Origin of the sequence: Rhizobium sp. NXC24, from assembly GCF_002944315.1 — a bacterium.
GTDB lineage: Bacteria > Pseudomonadota > Alphaproteobacteria > Rhizobiales > Rhizobiaceae > Rhizobium.
In genome coordinates this window covers 3,956,156-3,979,982 of record NZ_CP024311.1, presented here as the reverse complement: position 1 = coordinate 3,979,982, position 23,827 = coordinate 3,956,156, and the positions used below count along the sequence as shown (strand labels likewise).

At 61.0% G+C, this 23,827-nt stretch carries 21 protein-coding genes; 5 read left to right on the top strand and 16 right to left on the bottom strand.

Annotated elements, in window-relative coordinates:
• Positions 1 to 41: 41 nt before the first annotated feature.
• From ugpC to NXC24_RS19495, 6 genes are all read right to left on the bottom strand, one after another.
• Positions 42 to 1,121: a sn-glycerol-3-phosphate ABC transporter ATP-binding protein UgpC gene (ugpC, locus tag NXC24_RS19520; protein WP_104825267.1), complete on the bottom strand. Its 1,080-nt coding sequence runs from the start codon at positions 1,119 to 1,121 to the stop codon at positions 42 to 44.
• Between the two features lie 44 nt (positions 1,122 to 1,165).
• Positions 1,166 to 2,236 carry a Gfo/Idh/MocA family oxidoreductase gene (locus tag NXC24_RS19515; protein WP_104824791.1) on the bottom strand — a complete coding sequence of 357 codons (1,071 nt, stop codon included), beginning with the start codon at positions 2,234 to 2,236 and terminating at the stop codon, positions 1,166 to 1,168.
• Positions 2,237 to 2,243: 7 nt separating this feature from the next.
• Entirely contained in the window at positions 2,244 to 3,269 is a 1,026-nt protein-coding gene (locus NXC24_RS19510) for a Gfo/Idh/MocA family oxidoreductase (RefSeq protein WP_104824790.1), read from the bottom strand.
• Positions 3,270 to 3,339: 70 nt separating this feature from the next.
• A complete protein-coding gene (locus tag NXC24_RS19505; RefSeq protein ID WP_245463999.1) occupies positions 3,340 to 4,113 on the bottom strand; it encodes a carbohydrate ABC transporter permease in 774 nt (257 codons plus the stop codon).
• Positions 4,114 to 4,216: 103 nt separating this feature from the next.
• Positions 4,217 to 5,128: a sugar ABC transporter permease gene (locus NXC24_RS19500; RefSeq protein ID WP_245463998.1), complete on the bottom strand. Its 912-nt coding sequence runs from the start codon at positions 5,126 to 5,128 to the stop codon at positions 4,217 to 4,219.
• Between the two features lie 61 nt (positions 5,129 to 5,189).
• Positions 5,190 to 6,473 (bottom strand): ABC transporter substrate-binding protein, encoded by a 1,284-nt coding sequence (locus NXC24_RS19495; protein WP_104824787.1) that lies wholly within the window; start codon positions 6,471 to 6,473, stop codon positions 5,190 to 5,192.
• 182 nt (positions 6,474 to 6,655) lie between these two features.
• Between NXC24_RS19495 and NXC24_RS19490 the strand changes: the two genes are divergently transcribed.
• The 4 genes from NXC24_RS19490 (at position 6,656) to NXC24_RS19475 (ending at position 11,879) form a co-directional block, all read left to right on the top strand.
• Positions 6,656 to 7,351 (top strand): TetR/AcrR family transcriptional regulator, encoded by a 696-nt coding sequence (locus NXC24_RS19490; RefSeq protein WP_104824786.1) that lies wholly within the window; start codon positions 6,656 to 6,658, stop codon positions 7,349 to 7,351.
• A gap of 165 nt (positions 7,352 to 7,516) precedes the next feature.
• Positions 7,517 to 8,662, top strand: a complete 1,146-nt coding sequence (locus NXC24_RS19485) for a Gfo/Idh/MocA family oxidoreductase (protein WP_104824785.1) — start codon at positions 7,517 to 7,519, stop codon at positions 8,660 to 8,662.
• Between the two features lie 267 nt (positions 8,663 to 8,929).
• A complete protein-coding gene (locus NXC24_RS19480) occupies positions 8,930 to 10,351 on the top strand; it encodes a mandelate racemase (protein ID WP_104824784.1) in 1,422 nt (473 codons plus the stop codon).
• Between the two features lie 262 nt (positions 10,352 to 10,613).
• A complete protein-coding gene (locus tag NXC24_RS19475) occupies positions 10,614 to 11,879 on the top strand; it encodes a Gfo/Idh/MocA family oxidoreductase (protein WP_104824783.1) in 1,266 nt (421 codons plus the stop codon).
• A gap of 40 nt (positions 11,880 to 11,919) precedes the next feature.
• Here the strand turns inward: NXC24_RS19475 and NXC24_RS19470 are convergent, their stop codons facing one another.
• From NXC24_RS19470 to NXC24_RS19455, 4 genes are all read right to left on the bottom strand, one after another.
• A complete protein-coding gene (locus NXC24_RS19470) occupies positions 11,920 to 12,507 on the bottom strand; it encodes a hypothetical protein (protein WP_104824782.1) in 588 nt (195 codons plus the stop codon).
• Positions 12,508 to 12,608: 101 nt separating this feature from the next.
• On the bottom strand, positions 12,609 to 13,634 hold the full coding sequence (locus NXC24_RS19465; RefSeq protein WP_104824781.1) for a hydroxyacid dehydrogenase: 1,026 nt from the start codon (positions 13,632 to 13,634) through the stop codon (positions 12,609 to 12,611).
• A complete protein-coding gene (locus NXC24_RS19460; protein WP_104824780.1) occupies positions 13,631 to 15,487 on the bottom strand; it encodes a DUF2264 domain-containing protein in 1,857 nt (618 codons plus the stop codon). Before NXC24_RS19460 ends, NXC24_RS19465 begins: the two co-directional genes overlap by 4 nt.
• 42 nt (positions 15,488 to 15,529) lie before the next feature.
• The gene (locus NXC24_RS19455) at positions 15,530 to 16,552 is read right to left on the bottom strand and encodes a LacI family DNA-binding transcriptional regulator (protein ID WP_104824779.1); all 1,023 of its coding nucleotides are present in this window, start codon (positions 16,550 to 16,552) and stop codon (positions 15,530 to 15,532) included.
• 161 nt (positions 16,553 to 16,713) lie between these two features.
• On the opposite strand from NXC24_RS19455, the gene NXC24_RS19450 reads away from it, so the two are divergent.
• Complete coding sequence (locus NXC24_RS19450; RefSeq protein WP_104824778.1) at positions 16,714 to 18,009, top strand: ABC transporter substrate-binding protein; 1,296 nt, start codon at positions 16,714 to 16,716, stop codon at positions 18,007 to 18,009.
• Positions 18,010 to 18,190: 181 nt separating this feature from the next.
• Here NXC24_RS19450 and NXC24_RS19445 read toward each other — a convergent pair whose 3' ends face one another.
• The 6 genes from NXC24_RS19445 to NXC24_RS19420 all read right to left on the bottom strand — a co-directional run bounded on the left by NXC24_RS19445 (position 18,191) and on the right by NXC24_RS19420 (position 23,817).
• Positions 18,191 to 18,634, bottom strand: a complete 444-nt coding sequence (locus NXC24_RS19445; RefSeq protein ID WP_104824777.1) for an SRPBCC family protein — start codon at positions 18,632 to 18,634, stop codon at positions 18,191 to 18,193.
• Positions 18,635 to 18,794: 160 nt separating this feature from the next.
• A complete protein-coding gene (locus NXC24_RS19440; protein ID WP_104824776.1) occupies positions 18,795 to 20,525 on the bottom strand; it encodes an ABC transporter substrate-binding protein in 1,731 nt (576 codons plus the stop codon).
• 126 nt (positions 20,526 to 20,651) lie between these two features.
• Positions 20,652 to 20,939, bottom strand: a complete 288-nt coding sequence (locus NXC24_RS19435) for a DUF2160 domain-containing protein (RefSeq protein ID WP_104824775.1) — start codon at positions 20,937 to 20,939, stop codon at positions 20,652 to 20,654.
• Between the two features lie 12 nt (positions 20,940 to 20,951).
• Positions 20,952 to 21,875, bottom strand: a complete 924-nt coding sequence (locus NXC24_RS19430; protein ID WP_199773500.1) for a carbohydrate ABC transporter permease — start codon at positions 21,873 to 21,875, stop codon at positions 20,952 to 20,954.
• Positions 21,872 to 22,744 carry a sugar ABC transporter permease gene (locus tag NXC24_RS19425; RefSeq protein ID WP_104824774.1) on the bottom strand — a complete coding sequence of 291 codons (873 nt, stop codon included), beginning with the start codon at positions 22,742 to 22,744 and terminating at the stop codon, positions 21,872 to 21,874. The genes NXC24_RS19430 and NXC24_RS19425 overlap by 4 nt, the downstream gene beginning before the upstream one ends.
• 2 nt (positions 22,745 to 22,746) lie before the next feature.
• Positions 22,747 to 23,817 carry an ABC transporter ATP-binding protein gene (locus NXC24_RS19420; protein WP_104824773.1) on the bottom strand — a complete coding sequence of 357 codons (1,071 nt, stop codon included), beginning with the start codon at positions 23,815 to 23,817 and terminating at the stop codon, positions 22,747 to 22,749.
• Positions 23,818 to 23,827: the final 10 nt, after the last annotated feature.

The window sequence follows — 23,827 nt, the reverse complement described above, 5'->3', positions numbered from 1 at the left end:
CCGCCAGGAGCGAGATAATCCCGCGCGTGTTGCGGCTCCGGTCACAGCGTCACGCCATCCGGCCCGAACAGATGACAACGTTCGGGATCGATATGGATGCTGACCGTTTCGCCCGCGCGGATGGCCTGCTGATCTTCCAGCGCAACCGTCAATGCCTGACCGCCCTGCAGTGTGACGTAGAGGATCGTCTGGCCGCCGAGGTGCTCGACGAGATCGACGCGGGCGTTGCCGAGCGCCAGGCCGCGATCGCCGACGTTCAGGTGCTCCGGGCGTGCGCCGAGAGTGACCGGCTGTCCGGGCTGGAGGCCGCCCAGCCGCCGCGGCAGGCGTACCGTCTGGCCGTTAAGGTCGATGACGGCGGAGCCGTCGTCGGAGGCGACGATCTTGGCCTCCAGGAAGTTCATCTTCGGCGAGCCGATGAAGCCGGCGACGAACCTGTTCCGCGGCTTGTTGTAGAGATCGAGCGGGGCGCCGACCTGTTCGATGTTGCCGCCATTCAGCACGACGATCTTGTCGGCCATGGTCATGGCTTCCGTCTGGTCGTGGGTGACGTAGATCATGGTGTTGCCGAGCCGTTGGTGCAGGCGGGCGATCTCGACGCGCATCTGCACGCGCAGCTCGGCATCGAGATTGGAGAGCGGTTCGTCGAACAGGAAGATCTTCGGTTCGCGCACGATGGCGCGGCCGATGGCGACGCGCTGGCGCTGGCCGCCGGAGAGCTGCTTCGGCTTGCGCTGCAGGAGCTGCTTGATCTGCAGGATTTCTGCGGCCTTTTCGACACGCGGCTGGATCTCCTGCTTCTTCATGCCCGCCGTTTCCAGGCCGAAGGCGAGGTTCTCGTAGACCGACATGTGCGGATAAAGCGCATAGGATTGGAACACCATGGCGATCCCGCGCTTGGAGGCTGGGACATCGTTCATGCGGCTGCCATCGAGGTAGAGCGCACCGCCGGAAATCGGCTCCAGGCCGGCAATCATGCGCAGCAGCGTGGACTTGCCGCAGCCGGAAGGGCCGACGAAAACCGCGAATTCACCGGGCTCGATTTCCAGGTCGATGCCGTGGACGACCTGAAGCTCGCCATAACGCTTGATGACCTTCTGCAGCGAGACGCTTGTCGCCATGGGCGCTTCCTCCTTGTTCGTCCTGATGGCTCGCAGGGCCGTCGTCATGCCGGCCTCCAGCTCTTATATTTCGTGCTTTCCGGGCCGACTGGAAAGCGGACTTCGGCGCGCGTTTCCGACGATTCGTAGAATGCGGTGACAAGCTCCAGCGCCTGGCGGGCGTCGACCGTGGTCACAGGCAGCGGTTCGCCGGAAACCAGCGCCTCATGGAAGAGCTTCATCTGCGTGTTGAAGCGGACCGGCACCGGTGTCCAATCGGCAAGCAACGCATCGATCTTTGCAGCGACCTCGTCATTGGCCGGCACGATTTTCCAAGGGTCCTGGCCGGGACTGTAGGGCTCGTGGTTGCTTTCGATCAGGACGTTTTCGAAAGCGAGGCGCAGGCGGCTGATCTGTTCTTGCGAGCCAAGCGTCGCGCTGATCGTCGCTAGCGCGCCGTTCTCCATCAGCAGGCTGGCGCTGGCGCAATCTTCCACCTCGATATCGTTGACGCGGGTGGCGACGCGGCCGAAAAGGCCGGCGATCGGCCCCATCAGATAGGTCAGCATGTCGTGCAGATGGATCGAATGCGTCATCAGCACGCCGCCGAGTTCCGTTGCCCATTTGCCGCGCCAGGGAACGGCGTAATATTCCGCCGTGCGGACCCAATGGGTTTCAGAGGTGGCGACATAGGGCCTGCCAGCGATGCCGGCCTCGATGATGCGCTTGGCTTTCTGGATACCGTCGCCATAGCGATATTGGAAGATCGGCATCAGCTTGCCCTTTGCCGTCTTTTCCGCCGCGATGATTGCGTCCACGTCGGCGAGGGAGCCGACCAGCGGCTTTTCGCAGACCACATGCTTGCCGGCGGCAAGCGCCTGCAGGATCATTTCGAAATGCGAGCCCGGCGGCGTGCAGATGTCGATAATATCGATGTCCGGCATGTTCAGGACCTCGACGAAATCCTTGATGCGCCTCGTAATGCCGAATTCGTCGCCGGTGGCGTTCAGGCGCTCTTCGTTGAGATCACAGAGCACGGCGACTTCGAAGCGGTCTGGATGCGGCAGATAGCCCTCGACAATATGGGAGTGGCCGATACCGAGACCGATGACCGCAACTTTCTTTACGTCGGACATGTGCAAATTACCTTTGTACGCTGTTGAGCGATGTCGCTTCGGCCAGAGCCTGCGCCTTCAGCGCCAGCTCCATGGCCTTGAAGCAATGGTCCTGTCCCATCGCGGTTTCGGTGCGGTCCCTGATATCGCTAGCCAGTTGCCGGCCATAAGGCAGCTCGACACCGCTGCAATCGATATGCTGTATGCCCTTGCGGTCGGTCAGGAACAGGTGATCGGTGCCGGGGCGGCCGGCGACGTCGATGTATTTGCGCAGCTCGATGGTGCCTTCCGTGCCGACGATGAAGAGGCGGCCGTCGCCCCAGGTGGAAAGGCCGTCGGGCGTGAACCAGTCGACGCGGACATAGCCGGTGACGTCTGGCGTACGCACATGGAAATCGCCATAATCCTGCAGGCTGGGTGTCTCGGGATTGGCGCGGTTCGAGACCGTCGCCGACAGAACCTCGGCTTCGAGCGAACCGGCGAAGAACAGGAATTGCTCGCATTGATGCGAAGCAATGTCGGTGATGATGCCGCCATAGCGCGCGCGGTCGAAGAACCAATCTGGCCGGGTCGGCTTGCGCAGCCGGTGCGGCCCGAGGCCGGTCGTGTGGATCACCTTGCCGATGGCGCCGGCCTTGACCAACTCTCCGGCCTTTACGGTCGAGGCGGTTTCGAAATGTTCGGAATAGAGGATGGAGACGATGCGCTTGGTTTCGGCCTGTACCCTGCGCACTTCGGCGAGCTGATCCAGCGTTACCATGCCGGGCTTGTCGAGCATCACATCCTTACCATGCCGCATGGCATCGATCGCGACGCCCGAGCGTTCGCTGGAGATCGCTGCGCTGACGATCAGTGCGATGGAGTTGTCCTCCAGGATTTCTCGTCTGTCGGCAACGCGTTTTGCCTGCGGGAAGCGCCCGGAGAATGCGGCCGCAAGCTCGTCCTCAACGGCGTGGAAAGCGACCAGTTCCGCACCGGCCCGCAGCATGACGTTGACTTGGCCGTAGATGTGATCGTGGTTGAGACCGATGGCAGCAAAGCGCAGGGCGCTCATACGACATTTCCTTTCAAGTATATTCTTTGCAGCATGATCCCCGGACATCGTCAGGGATCGTGCTTTTGCGTCAGCGTTTGAGGCCGGCCGTGGCGATGCCGTCGATCAGCAGCCTCTGGAAGAACAGGAAGATCAGGAAGACGGGGATCAGCGAGATGCTCGACATGGCAAACAGGCTGCTCCAGTCGGAGCTTCCGGTCGAATCCACGAAGGAGCGCAGGCCGAGCTGCACCGTGTAGGTGTTGATGTCGGAGAGATAGATCAGCGGACCGAAGAAATCGTCCCAGGTCCAAATGAAGGAGAAGATGGCGGCGGTGGCGAGAACCGGCAGCGACAGCGGCATCATGATGCGCCAATAGATGCGCCACGGGCTGCACCCATCCATCATCGCCGCTTCGTCGAGTTCACGGGGGATGCCGCGGAAGAACTGCACCATCAGGAAGATGAAGAAGGCGTCGACCGCAAGGAATTTCGGCACGACCAGCGGCAGCATGGTTTTCACCCAGCCGAGCTTCAGGAACAGGATATATTGCGGGATCAGCGTCACATGATAGGGCAGCATCAGCGTGCCGAGCATCAGTGCGAACCAGAAATTTTTGCCCCAGAAATTCAGCCGCGCGAAGGCATAGGCCGCTAGGGAGCAGGAGACGACATTGCCGATGACGGAAAGGACGGCGATGACGACGGAATTCCACACGAACGAGCCGAAATTCACCTGCCCGCCGAACCAGCCGCGGGCATAGGCGCTGAAGTCGAACTGCGACGGGATTAGCGAGGCCGAGCCAAAGATTTCGTTCTGATCCTTGACCGAACCGGACAGCATCCACAGCAGCGGATAGAGCATCACGATCGATGCGCCGACCAGCGCGACATGGATGAGAACGGACAGGAACCAGGGACGCTCGCGCGGCGGGTTCAGATTGTCGGGAAAATGGGTGAGCTTCGCGTCAGTCATCGTAGTGAACCCAATAACGAGCGGAGAGGAAGGAGAAGGCGGTGAAGACCGCGATGATGATCACCAGGACCCAGGCGAGGGCTGCGGCATATCCCATGCGGAAATAGCCGAAGGCTTCCTGGTAGAGGTAGAGCGTGTAGAACAGCGTCGAGTCGATCGGCCCGCCGGTGCCGGACGAGATGACATAGGCCGGCGTGAAGGCCTTGAAGGCGTCGATGGTCTGCACGACCGCGTTGAAGAAGATGACCGGCGTCAAGAGCGGCAGGGTGATCTTGAAGAAGATTCGTGCCTTCGAAGCGCCGTCGAGGCTGGCCGCCTCATAGAGATCGGTCGGGATCTGCCGGAGGCCGGCAAGGAAGATGATCATCGGCGAGCCGAACTGCCAGATGGCCAGGATGATGAGGGTGTAGAGGGAATAGTTGGGGTTGGAGATCCAGCTTGGTCCGTTGATGCCGAGCACATACCAGAGCAGGGTATTGACGACGCCGTCGCCATCGAAAATCTGCCGCCAGAGCACGGCGATGGCGACGCTGGAGCCGAGCAGCGACGGCAGATAGAAGATGGCGCGATAGATCGGCAGGCCACGAATGCCGCGGTTGAGCAACAGCGCCACCATCAGCGCGAAGGCAAGCTTCAGCGGAACCGAGCAGACGACATAGAACAGCGTCACCTTCATCGACGAGATGAACTTGTCGTCACCGGTGGCGATGCGCGCATAATTGTCCAGCCCAACCAAATGCGGCGCCTGCAGCAGGTTATAGTCGGTGAAGGACAGGTAGAGCGACACGATCGCCGGTCCAAGCGTCAGGCCGAAGAAGCCGATGAACCAGGGCAGGAGAAACAAATAGCCCGGCGCGTTGCGCGCAAATGCACTCGGCGCCTTCTGATAAGTTTCGACGCGCAACGGCGCGCGCTCGCCGACGGCCAAGCCGCCGGCAACGCTCTTGCTGTTTGTACCCACGGTATCAGCCTCGCGTAATGTTTGCCGCCGCCTGTTCGGTGAACTTCGCTCCAGCGTCCTGCGCGCTGGTTTTGCCGAAAGCCACTTCCTCGGCGATTTTCTTCAGCAGGAATGCATTTTCACCGGCACCGTTCGGCGGAGACGGCGGGAGTGCTCCGACCTTCGGCGTCAATCGGCCGATGTAGTCGACAACCTGTTTGCTTGTCGCATCGAGATCCGGCGTCAGCAGATCGCGGATCTTCGGGGAGGCGGGAACGCCGCGCTCTACGCCGAGTATCTTTGCGCCTTCTGGATCTTCCACGAGATAATTGACGAAGGCGACGGCGGCGTCCTTGTTTGCGGAGGTTGCCGAAACCGACATCAGCATCGAGGGTTTCAGATACTGGCCGGGCTTGCTGCCGGGGTCGCTGGGATAGGCGATCAGGTCGATCTTTTCCTTGACGAGGCCCTGAATGGCGACGAACTGGTTGGAAAAGGCGTAGCTGACGGCCGCCTTCTTGGTCACCAGCATGTCAGTCTCGAGGGTCTGCTTGTAGAGCGCCTGCACGTCGGCCGGCACGCAGGCGCCGATTTCGCGCAGATGGTCCCAGAAGGAAAACCATTCGGCGGCATCCTTGGCCTCGAAGCCGAGCTTGCCGTCGCTCGTATAGAGCGCCTTGCCGCGCTGGCGCAGCCAGCATTCGAAGTCGGGCTCTCCGCCGCTCTGATCTGCGGTGCCGTAGAAGCCGCGGCGTTTCTTGGCGGCGGTGACCTTGGCGCAGGCCTCGCCGAGCTGCTCCCAGGTCATGCCGTCATGCGGCGGCTCGACGCCGGCTTCCTGCCAGGCTGCCACATTGACGACGACCATGGAGGAATTGACCCCGAGATTGACGCCGTAAATCTTGCCATCGACCTTGCCGGAATTGATATTGGGAGCCCCGAAATCCTCGATCGCCAGGCTCTTGCCGAGATAGGGCGTCATGTCGAGCAACGCGCCGCGGCGGGCATATTCAAAGATGTAGCGATAATCCATCTGAATGAGGTCGGGCGCATTGCCGCCGCCGGTCTGCGTGGCAAGACGCGTCCAGTAGCTGTCCCAGCCGAAGGATTCGCCGGCGATCGTGACGTCCGGGTTCTTGGCCTGATAGGCCTTCACTGCCGCAAACGTGCGATCGCTTCGCTCCTTCGATCCCCACCAAAGAAGGCGCATGGAGGTTGCCGCATTGGCGCGGTTAAGTCCGATACCGCTGAAAGCTAGCGTCGCTGCCATGCCGGCAAGCAACTGCCGGCGATCGATCGTCAAAGTCATCCTGGTCTCCTCCCCAGTTAACCGGTGATTTACGAACTGCTTTTGCATGATATAACTATTTGGTTACAAGTTGGATAGAAACGCGACCGCTGTCAAGCGCCAATCGTGTCACAATCAAACGACCTGCGCTGAGGCTGGAGAGGTCCGTTGCGGAAGAGATAGATCGGGGAGGAGGAATGTCCATGGTGACCAGAGCGACGCAAGGAACTGAAAAACCAGCGAAAGCCGGCGCTTACGGGAATGCGGAAACGAGGCCGGCGAAGGTGCCGCGCAATCCGCAACGCACCCATGCCATGATCCTGGAAGCGGCGACGGAGGAATTCGCCGCTCACGGTTTCGGTGGCGCGAGGGTGGATGCGATTGCGGCTCGGGCGCAGACCAACAAACGCATGCTCTATCACTATTTCGGCGACAAGGAGGGGCTCTATGTCGCCGTGCTGGAAGCCACCTATGCGGCAATCCGCAATGCCGAGAAAAATCTCGACCTTGCGCGCCGTGATCCCGAGGAAGGGATGCGCGAACTTGCGCTTTTCACCTGGCATCATTTCCTTGAGCATCCGGAATTTTTGAGCCTGCTCGTTACCGAAAACCTGCATGAAGCGCGCTATCTGAAACGTTCCGACAAGATCTTGGCGATGCATTCGCACTTCATCGGCGAACTCGCCGACGTACTGCGACGAGGTGAAGCAGCCGGCATTTTCCGGCCGGCCATCGACCCGGTGTCGGTTTACCTTACCATCGCCGCGCTCGGGTTCTTCTACCTGTCCAATCGCCATACGCTGTCGACGATTTTCGCCCGCAAGCTGACGGCCCCGGCGGCGCTGAAAGCCTGGGGCGAGCATATCGTTTCGGTGACCTTGGCTTCGATCAGGGCTTAGCATGAACTCGCGGCGCTCCGGCGATCACGAGAAATTTTCGAAAGGCGATTGACAAATCCGGACGTATCGCGCGATCGTGTAACTATATAGTTACATTGGCTGATCGACCAAGCCTTTGCTTTTCCTGACTCTGGAGGGAGTCGGCTCAGAAATTCAGGAGGGATCATGAAGCGCGTTGGTATCATCATGCACGGCGTCACGGGACGCATGGGGCTGAACCAGCATCTCATCCGCTCGATCGTGGCGATCCGCGCCGGAGGCGGCGTGTTGTTGTCGAACGGCGAGCGCGTCATGCCCGATCCGGTCCTTGTCGGCCGCAATGCGGCGCGGCTGGAAGAGCTTGCCCGTAAATACGGTATTGAGCGCTGGACCACCGATCTCGACGGTGCGCTTGCCGACCCTAATGACACGATTTTCTTCGATGCGGCGACGACGCAGATGCGCGCCGAGCTGATTTCGAAGGCGCTGGATGCCGGCAAGCATATCTATTGCGAAAAGCCGATCTCCGACGACCTCGACGCTGCGATTGCGCTCGCCCGCAAGGCCAAGGCATCGGGCCTGAAGAACGGCGTCGTGCAGGACAAGCTGTTCCTACCCGGCCTTCGCAAGATCGCCATGCTGCGCGACAGCGGTTTCTTCGGCAAGATCCTCTCCGTGCGTGGTGAGTTCGGCTACTGGGTGTTCGAAGGCGACTGGCAGACGGCGCAGCGGCCGTCGTGGAACTATCGCAAGAAAGACGGCGGCGGCATCATCCTCGATATGCTCTGCCACTGGCGCTATGTGCTCGACAATCTCTTCGGGCCGGTGAAGGCGATTAGCTGCCTCGGCGCCACCCATATTCCCGAACGCGTGGACGAAGCCGGCCGGCATTATGTCGCCGATGCCGATGATGCGGCCTATGCCACCTTCGAGTTGGAGGGCGGCATCATCGCCCATATCAATTCCTCCTGGGCGGTGCGTGTGCGCCGCGACGATCTCGTCACGTTCCAGGTAGACGGCACGCATGGCTCGGCCGTGGCGGGGCTGACACGCTGCTGGACGCAGCACCGTGTCAACACGCCGAAGCCGGTCTGGAACCCGGACCAACCGCAGACCATCGACTTCTACAACACCTGGGACGAAGTGCCGGACAACCAGGTTTACGACAACGGCTTCAAGATCCAGTGGGAGATGTTTCTGCGCCATGTGCTCGAAGACGCGCCCTGGCGCTACACGCTGACGGAAGGCGCCAAGGGCGTGCAGCTCGCCTCTCTCGGCCTGAAGAGCTGGGCGGAGCGCCGCTGGCTGGATGTCGAGCCGCTGGAGATTTGAGGGATGGTGGCTTCCCAAATATCGGGATGGTCAGGATATCTCGTGGGTGCTGCATCTATGTGCATGGCCCCTCAGCCTAGCCCTCTCCCGCCGAAGCGGGGAGAGGGGACGACCGAGCAAAGCGGTGTTTGCCTTAGCGGAACAGCGAAGGGTTGGCACGACAGAACTCCCTCGCCCCGCTTGCGGGGAGAGGGCTGGGGTGAGGGGCCAGGCGCAAATGTGCGGCATAGGCAGACTTGCCTGACGATCACAGGAGCCATCTGAAATATGACCGAACCGTTGAAAATCAGACTTGTCGAGGCCGAGACCTTCGAGCGGCCGGTGACATTGCGGCTTCCTTTCCGCTTCGGCGCGGCGACGCTGCGGGAGGCGCGGCAGATTTTTCTGCGCGTCCGCATCGAAGATGCCCGTGGGGGTTCGGCAAGTGGCATGGCTGCCGAGCTGATGGTGCCGAAATGGTTCGATAAATCGCCGGAACTCTCCAATACCGACAATGAAAACCAGCTTCGCCGCTCGCTGGCGCTGGCTCTCGACGCCCTGAAAAATGCGGGATTGGGCACGGCTTTCGCGCTGCATGCGGCCGTCGAAGCGGTGCACCATACGCGGGCAGCCGCCGAGGGGCTGAACGGACTGGTCGCGTCCTTCGGCCTGGCGCTCGCCAACAGGGCGGTTCTCGATGCGCTCTGCCGGCTGGAAGGGTTGACGGTTGCGCAGGCGATCAGAGCCAACCGCCCCGGCATCGATGTATCGACGGCGCCCGATCTGGCGGGCTTCGACCTGGCGGCTTTCCTCAAGGGATTGGCGCCGGTCGAAAGCCTCGCCGCGCGGCACACGGTCGGTCTGGTCGATGCTATCCGAGCGGGCGACATCCCGGCCGCCGACCGTTTGAATGACGGCCTGCCGGAAAGTTTTGAAGAGGCGATCGATGCTTATGGCCTGACCTTCTTCAAGGTGAAGGTATCGGGCGTTCCCGATGCTGATATCGACCGTCTCTGCCGCATTGCCGCTGTCATCGATGCCAAAATGCCGGCTTATTCGGTGACGCTTGACGGTAATGAGCAATTCGCGTCCGCCGAGGCGGTCGCCGATCTGCTGACGCGCATCCAGGCCGAACCGCGGCTTGCCCGTTTTGCGGCTTCGATCCTGTTTGTCGAGCAGCCGATCGCCCGCGCTTACGCCTTCGAGAAGCCGGTCACGGCGCTTGCGGCCTTCAAGCCTGTCGAGATCGATGAATCCGATGCCGATATCAACGCTTTCGTTGCCGCCAGACGGCTTGGCTATACCGGCATCTCCTCTAAATCCTGCAAGGGTTTTTATCGTTCGCTGCTGAACCGGGCGCGCGTCGCCAAGTGGAGCGCCGATGACGGTGTGGCCTATTTCATGTCGGCAGAGGACCTGACGACACAGGGCGGTCTCGCCGTACAACAGGATCTGGCGCTCGCCTCGCTGATCGGCATGACGCATATCGAGCGGAACGGCCACCACTATGTCGACGGCATGGCCGGCGCACCCCAGGCTGAGCAGGCGGCTTTCGCACGGGATCATGCCGATCTCTACGCCGTTCGAAACGGGCGGACGCGATTGAGGATCGAGGGTGGAAGGATCGCCATCGGTTCGGTGATCGGCGCGATCGGCCTCGGTTCATCCGTCGAGCCGGATTGGAGCGCGATGGAGACGCCGCCGACATAAGATTTCGGTAATGGCCAGGCATGCTCCGTTTTTGACGCGCTGTCGTGCATGGCCCCTCACCCTAGCCGTCTCCCCGTTCGGACGGGGAGAAGGGACTACGGAGCAAGCCAACCGATCCAACCACTCGGATCGAGGCAATATCATGCATGATAAACCCGCTCACCCCGCTGTGCGGGGAGAGGGTTGGGTGAGGGGCCACGCAAAAGGTGCGGTCGAGCCGGACCAACCTGACCATCGTTATTGCAGACTCTGGAGGAGAAACATGCAGTCGTCATCGAAGAAGCGCTATGCGCTGGTCGGCACGGGCAATCGCGGCGCGACCATGTGGGGCAAGGATCTGGTCGAGCGCTGGAGCAATGAGGTCGAACTTGTCGCCGTCTGCGATCTCAACGCGATGCGGGCCAGGCGTGCGCTGGACTATATCGGCGCCTCCGTGGCGGTCTATACCGATTTCGACGAGCTGTTGCGGGTCGAAAAGCCCGATCTCGTCATCGTTTGCACCCGCGATTCCACCCATGACGATCAAATTGTCAAAGCGCTGGAAGCAGGCGCCAATGTCATCAGTGAAAAGCCGATGACGACCACGGTCGGCAAGATCAAGCGTATTCTTAATGCCGAGGCTCGGACGGGCAAGCGGGTCGACGTGTCCTTCAACTATCGTTTCGCGCCGACGGCGGCGAAGATCAAGGAACTCATCAATTCCGGCGTTATCGGCGATGTGACCTCGGTCGATTTTCATTGGTATCTCGACACCAGTCATGGCGCCGATTACTTCCGGCGCTGGCACGCCTTTGTCGAAAATTCCGGCAGCCTCTTCGTTCACAAGGCGACGCACCATTTCGATCTTCTGAACTGGTACCTCGATTCCGATCCGGAAACCGTGTCTGCCTTTGCCGATCTCAAGCACTATGGTCGCAAAGGCCCCTTCCGTGGTGAGCGCTGTCGCACCTGTCGGTATAAGGACGAGTGCGATTATTATCTCGATATCAGCGCCACGCCGCTGCTCGAAAGCCTCTATGAAGACCCGTCGACGGTCGATGGTTATGTTCGCGATGCCTGCGTCTTCCGCGAGGATATCGACATTCCCGACACCATGGTCGCCTCGATCCGCTATCGCAACGGCGTCAACGTCTCCTATTCGCTGAACACCTATATGCCGATCGAAGGCCACCATATTGCCTTCAACGGCCACAAGGGGCGTATCGAGCTGCGGCAATACGAAAAGCAGCATTGGACGACGCCGCCGGCCGACGAAATCGTCGTCATGAAGAATTTCGGTGATGTCGAGCGCATCTGGGTGCCCTATTCCTCGGGCGGCCATTACGGCGGCGACGACCGGCTGCGCAACATGCTGCTGCGGTCCGGGCCAAACGACGAACTGAGACAGCGCGCCGGTTCACGCGCGGGCGCGCTTTCGGTTCTCTGCGGCATCGCGGCGTTGGAAAGCAGCCGGACCGGCCAGCAGGTATCGATCGCCGATATCTGGGGTCAGGATGACGGGCTCAACCTGCTCGAGGCGCGGCCTTAGAGCGGCTTAACTTTTCATGGAAAAGCAAAACCGCTGAGGCTCAATTGCAATTGCGCAACTGCGAGGCATAGAGCGCGGACATGTTGGCGACCTTCTGCGCCGTGCGCTGCAGGTCGCCATTGCCGCGCCAGCTTCCCTGCTGATAGCCCTTCCAACCGACATAATAAGCCAGATAAAGATTATAGGGATCGTTAAGTGGGATGCCGTTCCGCAGATGGCTCTGGGCGTGATACCAGCCGATGAATTCGATCGCGTCGGAGAAGTCGGAGCGGCGTGCGCCCCAGCGGCCCGTGTCGCGCTGATAGTGATCCCAGGCGCCGTCGAGAGCCTGAGAATAGCCATAGGCGCTGGAAGGTCGCGTCCAGGGAATGAAGCCGAGCAGTTTCCGGCGCGGCGGCCGGGCATGCGGCTGGAAGCCGGATTCGGCGTAAATCGTCGCCATCAGGATCGGCACCGGCACGCCGTATTCCCGTTCCGTACGTTCGGCGGCGCGCTGCCAATTGTTGAACCAGCCGTCGCGCTGATCGAAGATCGCGCAGACATTGCGGGTATGGGACGGTGCGGTGGCGCAGCCTGCTAGCATTCCGAGCAGCAGCACAGCGGCTATGGAGATGATACGGGTACGCATAACTAGAACCTCTTCGCTGAAGAGATTGCTAGCCCAGAATGATTAAAAACGGGTTTTCCGCATGTGCCGAAATGAGGCGGTTTGGTGATGATTCCGAGGCTTTACGCCATGCGCGCTAGGTCCTCGCGGCGGATTTCGTAGAGCAACGGCTCTCCCTCGATGAACCGGCTGACTTCATCGACGGCCATCTCGCCGAGGCGGGTGCGTTCCAGGCCGACGGCGCCGGCAATGTGCGGCGTCAGGAAGACATTCGGCAGATCGTAGAAGGCTGAGCTTGCCTCCGGAATTTCGGGATCGGTGACGTCGACGATCGCGTCGATGCGGCCAGTCTTCAGTGCTGCGAGCAGGGCGGCCTCGTCGACCAGCGCGCCGCGTGCCGTGTTGATGAAAGTGGCTCCGTCTTTCATCAGCGACAGGCGGCGGGCGTCGATCATATGCCGTGTCGCCGGCAGCGATGGGGCGTGCAGCGAGACGATGTCGGCCCGCGCCATCAGGAGGTCGAGTTCGGTCTTCTCGACGCCGAGTTGCCGTGCTTCCGCCTCTCCGACCATCGGATCGTAAAGCAGGATCCTATAGTCGAACGGCGCCAGCAATTCGATCACCCGCCGGCCGATGCGCGAGGCGCCGATAATGCCGACCGTTCGGCCGTAATTGCCGATCGCTTGGCTCTGCATCGGCTGCGTGCGGTTGCGATGACGGTCAGCGACATAGACGTCCCGGAAGCGGAAGACCTGCTTGCCGGCGAAGATGATGGCGGCGAGGGTGAATTCGGCGACCGGCAGGGCATTGGCCTGTGCCGCATGGCTTACCGATATGCCCCTGGCGAACAGGCTGTCCTCGATCAGCCCCTTCACGGTGCCGGCCGCATGCGCCACCAGTTTCAGATGCGGCGCCTGCGCCAATGCGGCGGCGTCGATATGCGGCGAGCCCCAAGCGGTGATCAGGATCTCCGTCTCGCTTAGCAGCTTTCGTGCTCTTTCGTCGTCAAAGCGCTCCATTGGCGCGGCGTCCAATACGCGGCCGATCACGTCGAGCCGCTGCATCAGCCCGGGCGTCAGGACATGCTGCGTCCGCGCGGGCTGCATGGCGAATGCGATGGCGGGGCGGTCTGGGGACGATTGGGTCATGCCGGTCGTCCCGGCACGTCGATGGCGCTGACGGTGACGCCTTTTTCGGCGATCAGTGCGCGCAAGCCATCGAGATCGGGTTTAGTGGGCGGCTTCGTCCAGGCGCCTGAGAGGGCAGCGGGGTCATGCTCTGCCAGGATGGCGGAAACGAGAATGGTTTCGCCTGCCGGAATCGCCCCGCGCAGTTGCGGCACCAGCGTCTTGGCAACGATAAGATTGGTATTCGGCGGCGCTTTCTGCGCCAGGCCGTCGCGCGGGATGGTCGAGCCGAGATCGAGAATGCCGCTGAAATCCGCCTCGCCGCCAACATAGGCAGCACCTTTTTGCGAAGCCAGCGTATCGGCCTCGAAATCCCGCCTAGCAATGGCAAAACCGCCTTCGGCCGTCTGCAGCGGGCGGGGCGTGGTGATCCTGTGCAGGCGGATATGCCAGGGTGCCACAGGGATCAGCCAGGTTTCGACGGTGACATCAGGCCAGGGCGACCACTTGGCGTAAAGCGTATCGCCGGCGAGCTTCGCCTCTTCATTGGTTTCGCGAACACGATAATGGAGGCCATCGTCGCTGAAGGCGAGCATGCTGTCGAAAGCGCCGCCGGCAAAGGCACGCTCGTCGCTTTCGACGCTGAAACCATAGCGGGCGGAATAGGCGAATTTGGCGTATTTTTCCGACCCGAAGCGCATCTGCAGGTTTTCCTGGCCTGAGGACAGCGCCACGACATCCGCTTTGCCATGCATCATCACCATGCCGGGGTGCTTAAGCGGCACGATCGCTGGCTCGGCGACATGCGGCTTTTCCTCGGCGGTCCAGAAGGGATGCGCCTCGGGGAGCGCCAACGGAAGGAAAGCCTTGAAGGCCCAATAGGGGGAGCCGGCTGAATTGTAGTTTTCCGACATCAGAAGATTGGGATAGCCGTAGCCGATCGGCAGCGTACCGTCGCGATTGGCGATCGGCTTGTCAGCCCACCAGCGCAGGTGCCGCAGGCAGAGCCCCTTGATCTCGCCCCAGGGCAGGGCCTCGACATCGGCGAAGGCCAGCGCCGACCAGAAGCCGGCGCAGGCGAAGCGGTAGGTGAGGCTGCGGCCGAAGGGCACGGTGGCGCCATCGGGCGCGAACCAGTGGCGAAAATCCTTGGCAAAGAGGACGGCGCGTTCGCGGTAGCGCTTGGCGCGGTCGTCATCGACGAGCCTGGAATAGATCAGCCCGTAAAAATGCATGGCGAAGGGAATGTAGTGATCGACGCGCCTGATATTGCCGTCGCGATACCAGCCGTCAGCAATGTAGAACCCGTCCAATTCCCTGAGATATTCTTCCGTCAGGCTGCGATCGAACGCCGCACCGAGCCGGTCGAGGGCGATATCGACGAGGACGCGGAAGAATTTCCAGTTGTTCTCGGCATAATCGAACGCGCGGGCATGCTTGAGATAGGCAATGAGATTGTCGCGCGCTCTGCCATCGAGCGGTTCCCAGATCTTTTCCGGCACTAGGGCAAGCGCAAAACCAAGGGCGGCGAGTTCGACCATACGCTGGTCGCGGCCGTTGACGGTGCCCCAATATTCCGGATGGCCGGGGTCGACGCCATTGGCAATCCCTTCGGCATAGCGGCCCCAATGCGCAAAATCGCCGCCGCCGGCGCCGAATGGTGCGAGACCCCAGAGCGGGCGGGCGAAGCCTTCGAGATCGGCGGCGGCGCGGTCGAAATGCGCGCCGGCGGCATCGATACGGACACGGGCATTGCCCCTGGAGAAGTACGGAAGCAGCGGATAGAACAGGTCGATCAGCGCTCGGCGCATGTCGGTGCGATTTTCCAGCGGATTGCCGGCGAGCGGGTTGGTGCTGGCGGGGTCGTAGGTCATCGGTCTGGCTCTTTTTCGGTCGTTGCCGCTAAAGAAACGGGCTCAGGTTTCGGGCGGGAGTGTGCCGCCGAGAACTGGGACGACGGCATGACAAACTTGGCGCGCGGGCGCCTCGCGGTCGCGGAAACGGGCCGTCATCAGGCCGATCGCTTCGCGTCCGATGGCCGCGCGGTCGACGCGCATGGTGGCGAGGCGCGGATTGGTCATCAGTGCGCAGGGCAGATCGTCAAAGCCGACGATGGCGAAATCATCCGGCACGCGCAGACCCGCCTCCATCACCGCTTCGAGCACGCCGACCGCGACGAAATCGTTCATGCAGAAGGCGGCGGTGAAGCTGCTATCCTCGGCAAGGACAGCGGTGGTGACGGCATGGGCCTCCGTGCTCGCACTGCCCCTAAACGTCAACGGCACGACGCGGCCTTCACCGCCTTCGACGGAGGCCATCGCCGCCTCGAAGCCACGGATGCGCTCGCGAATGGTCTGGCGATGCGAACCAGTCAGATGCAGGATGCGACGATGGCCGGCATCGATCAGGCGTCGCGTCGCGGCATAGGCGCCAAAAAAATTCGAAGGCGAGACGCCATCGAAGCGCAGTTTTGCATCGGTGCCGTTGACGAGCACGACCGGCGTGCCGCTGTCCTCCAGCCAGATGCGCAGCTCATCGGAGGGATCGATACCGACGAGGAACAGACCCTCAGCGCCGGCTGCCTGGAGATATTCCCCGATATGGTCTGGCGTGGTCCTGGCTTCGCGGACGAGGCGAATGTCGAAAGGCATGCCGCGTTCGGCTGCGCCGGCGCGCAGGCCCTCCAAAATACCCTCATAAAAGACGCTCAGGCCGCCGGTAGCGCTGTCGCTGGCGATCAGCGCGAGCGCGGCCGGCACGGTTTCCGCGGCCGGCTTCAGCGGGTAGCCGAGATCGCTCGCCACCTTGAAGATCTGCTGACGGATAGCTTCGCTGATTCCAGGCTCATTGGTTAGCACCCGCGACACCGTCGAGACGGAGACGCCGGCCCTGCTGGCAATATCGGCTTGCCTGACACGTTTGGATCGAACTTCACTCATGCGGCAATATTTCCGCAAATTATGCAAATTTGCAAGAAAAAGATTGTTTATTGCAATACGCAATAGAATTGCATATCCTATCCTCGAATTTGTCCGCACAAGGCGTCGGGAGGTCGCTGCGGATAACGCGCCATGGGCATCGCAAGAGAAGGAGGAATCTCATGCGGATGAATCGCCGTTCATTCATGATTGGAACTGCCGGGGCCGCTGCCGGTCTCGCTTTCGGTGCGGGAGGATCCCTGCCTGCTTTTGCCGATACGACACAATTGCGGGCGATGTGGTGGGGCTCGCCCGACCGCGGCAAGCGCACGGTCGCCGTCGCCGAGCTGTTCCACAGCAAAAACCCGGATATTTCCGTCGTCGGCGAGAGCATCAGCGGCGACGGCTATTGGGCCAAGCTGGCAACGGGAATGGCCAGCCAGACCATCGCGGATGTCTTCCAGCTTGAGCCGAGCACGATCTCGGATTATTCGAAGCGTGGCGCCTGCATGCCGCTCGATCAGTTCGTGCCTTCAACGTTGAATGTCGACAGTTTCGGCAAGGATGTGCTGAAGCTGACGACGGTCGACGGCAAGCTCTATGGCGTCGGCCTCGGGCTTAATTCCTTCGCGATGTTTTATGATGAGGACGTTTTCAAGAAGGCCGGCCTGACGCCGCCCGGCCCCACGACGACCTGGGCGGAATATGCCGACCTTGCCGTGGAACTGACCAAGGCTGCCGGCAAGCGCGCCTATTGGGGCGGCCCCTATGGCGCGCGCTACAACTATGTGCTGGATGCCTGGCTGCGCCAGCGCGGCAAGAGCCTCTATTCCGAAGACGGCGGCCTCGGTTTCGGCGTCGATGACGCCAAGGAATGGTATTCCTATTGGGAGGATCTCCGCCAGCGTGGCGGCACCGTATCGCCCGACGTCCAGACGCTCGATCAGAACACCATCGAGAGCAATTGCCTGGCACAGGGTAAATCGGCGATCGGTATGGCCTATTCCAACCAGCTCGTTGGCTATCAGCTCGTGGTCAAGAGCAAGCTCGCCATCACGATGCTGCCGCGCGAAGAGAAGGATGGACCTTCCGGCCATTACTATCGCCCGGCGTTGATCTGGAGCGTGGGCTCCTCCAGCAAGAACGGCGAAGCGGCCGCGAAATTCATCAATTTCTTCGTCAACGATCTCGATGCCGGCAAGGTCCTCGGTGTCGAGCGCGGTGTGCCGATGTCGCCGGCCGTGCGCGCGGCCATCCTGCCAACGCTCAACCCGGTCGAGCAGCAGACGGTGAAATATGTCGAGCTGCTGAAGGATCAGGTCGGCGCCTACCCGGCACCGGCGCCGCTCGGTTCCGGAGAATTCGACCAGAATGTCATGCGCCCCGTCGCCGATCAGCTTGCTTTTGGCAAGATCACGGTTGCTGAAGCCGCGCAAAAGCTGGTGGAAGAAGGGAAGACGAAGTTGAAGAGAGGGTGATGGGGTGAGGTTCGTTCAGAGGCGGTGGCATATGCCGCGCCTCTGACGCCGCTCCGTCCCTTTGGAACATCTCCCCCACTCGGAGGGAGACGTTCGGATTGGCAGGTCTGGATGCATCACCGGATCGCGAAGATCGTCAACGCGATCCGGTTCCGATCGATCTTGCCGCGCTCCCGATGCGCTATTCGTTGATATCGGGTTCGACGAGCTTTGCCAGATTGCGCAGCGATTCCTGCCAGCCGAGATAGCAGGCTTCAGGCGGAATGACGTTGGGCACGCCTGCCTGGGTTATGTTTACTTCCGTTCCGACCAGGACCTTCTTCAACGTCACGGTCACTGCCATTTCGCCCGGCAGGTTGGGGTCGTCGAACTTGTCGGTGTAGCGCACCAGCTCGCCGGGGATCAGCTCGACATATTCGCCACCAAAGGCGTGGCTTTTGCCGGTCGTAAAGTTGCGGAAGGACATTCTGAACGTGCCGCCGACTGTCGCTTCCAGATGATGCACGGTGCAGACAAAGCCGTTGGGCGGAAGCCACTTGGCGAGCGCGTCCGCCTCGATGAATGCGCGATAGACCTTTTCCGGGCTGGTTGCCAGGACGCGATGCAAACGTATGGTGTTCGGCATGGTTATGATCCTTCTGAATTGACGAATTGGACGACCTTAGGACGAACGATACTTCAGCAATCCGACATTGGATCGATATTCTCTTCAAATAAATTATTCATAACAAAAAATGCCGGAGCTCTTTCGAGCCCCGGCATTCCTGCCGCATGAAAGGTCGGGCTTACTTTGCTGCGTCAGCCCAGCTCTTGACCAGTTCGTCGTAGTTGACGGTGACCGGCTTTTCCTTCTCGTTCGCGATCTTCAACTGCGGAGCGAGATGGCCATTCTTGACGGCATCGGCATTCCAATAGTTGAGATCATGCTCTTCGGCGAGTTTCGGGCCGATGTCGCCCTGCACGCCTGCACGCTCGAGGCGCTGAAGCACCTTTTCCTGATCGGCGCACAGTGCATCCATGGCGCCCTGTGCGTCCTTCGCGCCGGATGCGGCATCGCCGATGGCCTGCCACCAAAGCTGTGCCAGCTTCGGATAGTCCGGAACGTTGGTGCCGGTGGGCGACCACTGAACACGGGCCGGCGAGCGGTAGAACTCGATCAGACCGCCGAGTTCCGGCGCGCGCTTGGTGAAGCTCTTGTCGCGGATGGTGGATTCGCGAATGAAGGTGAGGCCGATCTGGCTCTTCTTCACGTCTATGGTCTTCGACGTCACGAACTGCGCGTAGAGCCAGGCAGCCTTGGCGCGATCGACCGGCGTGGACTTCATCAGCGTCCAGGAACCCACGTCCTGGTAGCCGAGCTTCATGCCGTCTTTCCAGTATACGCCGTGCGGCGAAGGAGCCATGCGCCATTTCGGCGTGCCGTCCGCGTTCATGACCGGCAAGCCCGGCTTGACCATGTCGGCGGTAAAGGCGGTGTACCAGAAGATCTGCTGGGCGATATTGCCCTGTGCCGGAACCGGGCCAGATTCGGAGAAGGTCATGCCCTGTGCTTCCGGCGGAGCGTAAGCCTTCAGCCAATCGAGATACTTCTGGATCGAATAGACGGCGGCCGGGCCGTTGGTGTCGCCGCCGCGCGCGACGCAGGAGCCGACCGGACGTGAGCCGGCGTCGACCTTGATACCCCATTCGTCGACGGGCAGACCGTTCGGCAGGCCCTTGTCGCCATTGCCGGCCATGGAAAGCCAGGCGTCGGTGAAGCGCCAGCCGAGCGACGGGTCCTTCTTGCCGTAGTCCATATGGCCGAAGACTTTCTTGCCGCCGACGTCACGGCCGGTGAAGAACTGGGCGATATCCTCATAGGCCGACCAGTTGACCGGCACGCCGAGATCATAGCCGTATTTAGCCTTGAAATCGGCCTTGTTCTTCGGGTCGTTGAACCAGTCGTAGCGGAACCAATAGAGGTTGGCGAACTGCTGGTCGGGGAGCTGATAAAGCTTCTTGTCCGGAGCGGTGGTGAAGCTGGTGCCGATGAAGTCGGCGATGTCGAGATTGGGGTTGGTGACGTCCTTGCCTTCGCCCGTCATCCAGTCGGTCAGGTTGCGCACCTGCTTATAGCGCCAATGGGTACCGATCAGGTCCGAATCGTTGACCCAGCCGTCATAGAGGTTCTGGCCGGTCTGCATCTGCGTCTGGATCTTTTCGACGACGTCGCCTTCCTGGATGACGTCGTGCGTAACCTTGATGCCGGTGATGGCGGTGAAGGCCGGTGCCAGGACCTGCGATTCATACTGGTGGGTCGTCAGGGTTTCCGAAACGACCTTGATTTCCATGCCCTGGAAAGGCTTGGCCGCATCGACGAACCATTGCATTTCCTTTTCCTGGTCGGCGCGCGAGAGCGTCGAGAGATCGCCGATCTCCTTGTCCAGAAATGCCTTGGCTTCGTTCATGCCGGCATTAGCCGATCCGGCCAAAGCCAGCATCACGACTGCCGTCGTTGTTAAGAGATGCCGTCGCATATATTCCTCCCTACAGGTTGCGAGTGTATTGTCAGACGGCCAGACCCCCAGCCATCCGCATCGACTTATCTTACTGCGCCATGTGTCCGAGACGGGCAAAGGGCGCGGTAACTCCTTGAAACCGCGCTAGACCAGACGGAAAACGCCGATCGCGTAGACGACAGAAATGGCGACCGCCCACCACAGGTTCGGCCCTCCCAGGCCCAACCACGCAATATGAATGAAGGCAGCGCCGAGCAGCGAGACGAACAGCCGGTCGCCGCGCGTTGTTTCAAAATGCAGGATGCCGACGCGCGGATTACCGCCGGGCGAAAAATATTCCCAAATGGCCATGCCGAGCAGAAGCAGCAGAATGGTCACGAAAAACAGGACCGTCGGCAGCGTCCAGGCCATCCAGGAGAAATCGGTATTCATGGCGGTTTCCTCTTAGACGCGGCCGAGCGCGAAGCCCTTGGCGATGTAATTGCGGACGAAATAGATGACGAGCGCGCCGGGGATCAGCGTCAGCACGCCGGCGGCGGCAAGCAGGCCCCAGTCCATGCCGGCGGCCGAGACCGTGCGCGTCATGATGGCGGCGATCGGCTTTGCGTCGGTCGTGGTCAGCGTGCGGGCGATCAGCAGTTCCACCCAGGAGAACATGAAGCAGAAGAAGGCGGCGACACCGATGCCGCTTGCGATCAAGGGAATGAAGATCTTGATGAAGAAGCGCGGGAACGAATAGCCGTCGATATAGGCCGTCTCGTCGATCTCCTTCGGCACGCCGGACATGAAACCTTCAAGGATCCAGACCGCCAGCGGCACGTTGAACAGGCAGTGCGCCAGGGCTACCGCGATATGAGTGTCGATCAGGCCGAAGGCCGAATAGAGCTGGAAGAAGGGCAGCGCGAAGACCGCCGGCGGCGCCATGCGGTTGGTCAGCAGCCAGAAGAAGACGTGCTTGTCGCCGAGGAAGCGGTAGCGCGAGAAGGCGTAAGCTGCGGGCAGCGCGCAGGCAACCGAGATCACCATGTTCATGACGACATAGGTGATGGAGTTGATATAGCCCTTATACCAGGACGGATCGGTGAAGATGATCGTGTAATTGCGCAGCGTCGGCTGGTGCGGATAAAGCGTCAACCCGCTGACGATCTCCTCATTGGTCTTGAAGCTCATATTGACGAGCCAGTAGATCGGCAGCAGCAGGAAGATGATGTAGAGCGTCGGCACCACCCAGGACCAGCGCCCTTCCTCTTTATGTCGGCTCACCGGCTGCGTGCCGGTCGTCGCGGTAACACCGGCGACGGGGCTGGAAGCCGCTATCTTGTTCATCGTGTTATCGCCTGCGGAGGTCGTAAGAGGTTTGCCGCTCATCGCGTCTCTCCCGCATCATAATTGGTCATGACGGTGTAGAAGACCCAGGACAGCAGAAGCACGATCAGGAAGTAGATCAGCGACATTGCCGCTGCCGGGCCGAGATCGAACTGGCCAAGGGCCATCTTGACGAGATCGATCGACAGGAAGGTCGTTGAATTGCCAGGGCCGCCGCCGGTGACGACGAAGGGTTCGGTATAGATCATGAAACTGTCCATGAAGCGCAGGAGCACGGCGATCAATAGCACGCGGTTCATCTTCGGGAGCTGGATGTAGCGGAAGACGGACCAGCGCGAGGCGCCGTCGATCTTGGCGGCCTGGTAGAAGGCATCGGGAATGGAGGCGAGGCCGGCATAGCAGAGCAGCACGACGAGGCTGGTCCAGTGCCAGACATCCATGATGATAATCGTTGCCCAGGCATCGGCCGGATCGGAGACGTAGTTGTAGTCGATGCCGAGGCCGACGAGGACGTAGCCCATCAGGCCGATATCGCTGCGGCCGAACACCTGCCAAATCGTCCCGACGACATTCCACGGGATCAGCAGCGGCAGTGCCATCAAGACCAGGCAAACGGGGACGCCGATACCCTTCTTCGGCATGTTGAGAGCGATGAAGATGCCGAGCGGCACCTCGATCGCCAGGATGACGAAGGAGAAGATCAGGTTGCGGAGCATCGAATCCCAGAAGCGGCTGGAATGAAGGATCTCCTCAAACCACTGTGTTCCCGCCCAGAAGAAGACGTTGTTGCCGAAGGTGTCCTGCACCGAATAGTTCACCACCGTCATCAGCGGGATGACGGCCGAGAAGCCGACCAGCAGCAGTACGGGAATGAGCATGAACCAGGCTTTGTTGTTCCAGGTCTTGTCCATGATCAGGCTCCCATCTCGACGCGCCAGGAGTTGGCGTAGATATTGATGCCGGCGGGATCGAAGGCGATGTGCGGTTCGGCCGGCACGGTCTGGTCCTCACCGATGATTGCGGTGATCTCCTGCCCTTCCAGTCTGGCGCGCACCACCTTGCGGCGGCCAAGGTCCTCGACCTTGGTCACGGTCGCCGGCATGCCCTCGCGGCCGAGGCGGACGAATTCCGGGCGGATGCCAAGTTCGGTCTTGCCGCCCTGTCCATTGATGGGGGCGCCAGGCAGCGCGACGGTGCTGCCGGCGAGACGGGCGTTGCGGCCCTCGATCTGCACAGGCATGACGTTCATGCCCGGTGAACCGATGAAATAGCCGACGAAGGTGTGGCGCGGCCGCTCGAAGAGATCGTTCGGCGTGCCGATCTGCACCACCTCGCCGTTATACATCACCACGACCTTGTCGGCGAAAGTCAGCGCCTCCGTCTGATCGTGGGTGACATAGACCATGGTGAAGCCGAAGCGGCGGTGGAGCTGCTTCAATTGCGAACGCAGCACCCATTTCATATGTGGGTCGATGACCGTCAGCGGTTCGTCGAACAGGATGGCGCTGACATCGGAGCGCACCAGGCCGCGGCCGAGAGAGATTTTCTGCTTGGCATCGGCCGTCAATCCGCGCGCCTTGCGATGGGCACTGTCGGAGAGGCCGATCATCTCGATGATCTCATCGACCTTGCGCTTCACTTCGGCTTCCGGAACGTGTCGGTTGCGCAAGGGGAAAGCGAGGTTTTCATAAACCGTCATCGTGTCGTAGACGACCGGAAACTGGAAGACCTGGGCAATGTTGCGCTCCTGCGTCGACAGTTTGGTCACGTCCTTGCCGTCGAAGAGGATGCGGCCTTCCGAGGCGCGCACGAGGCCGGAAACGATGTTGAGCAGGGTGGTCTTGCCGCAGCCGGACGGTCCGAGCAAAGCATAGGCGCTGCCGTCCTCCCAGCTATGATGAACTTCCTTCAGCGCATAGTCCGCATCGGATTTGGGGTGGTCGTTATAGGCGTGTCGTATATGGTCCAGGTCGATGCGTGCCATTGGCCCTGTC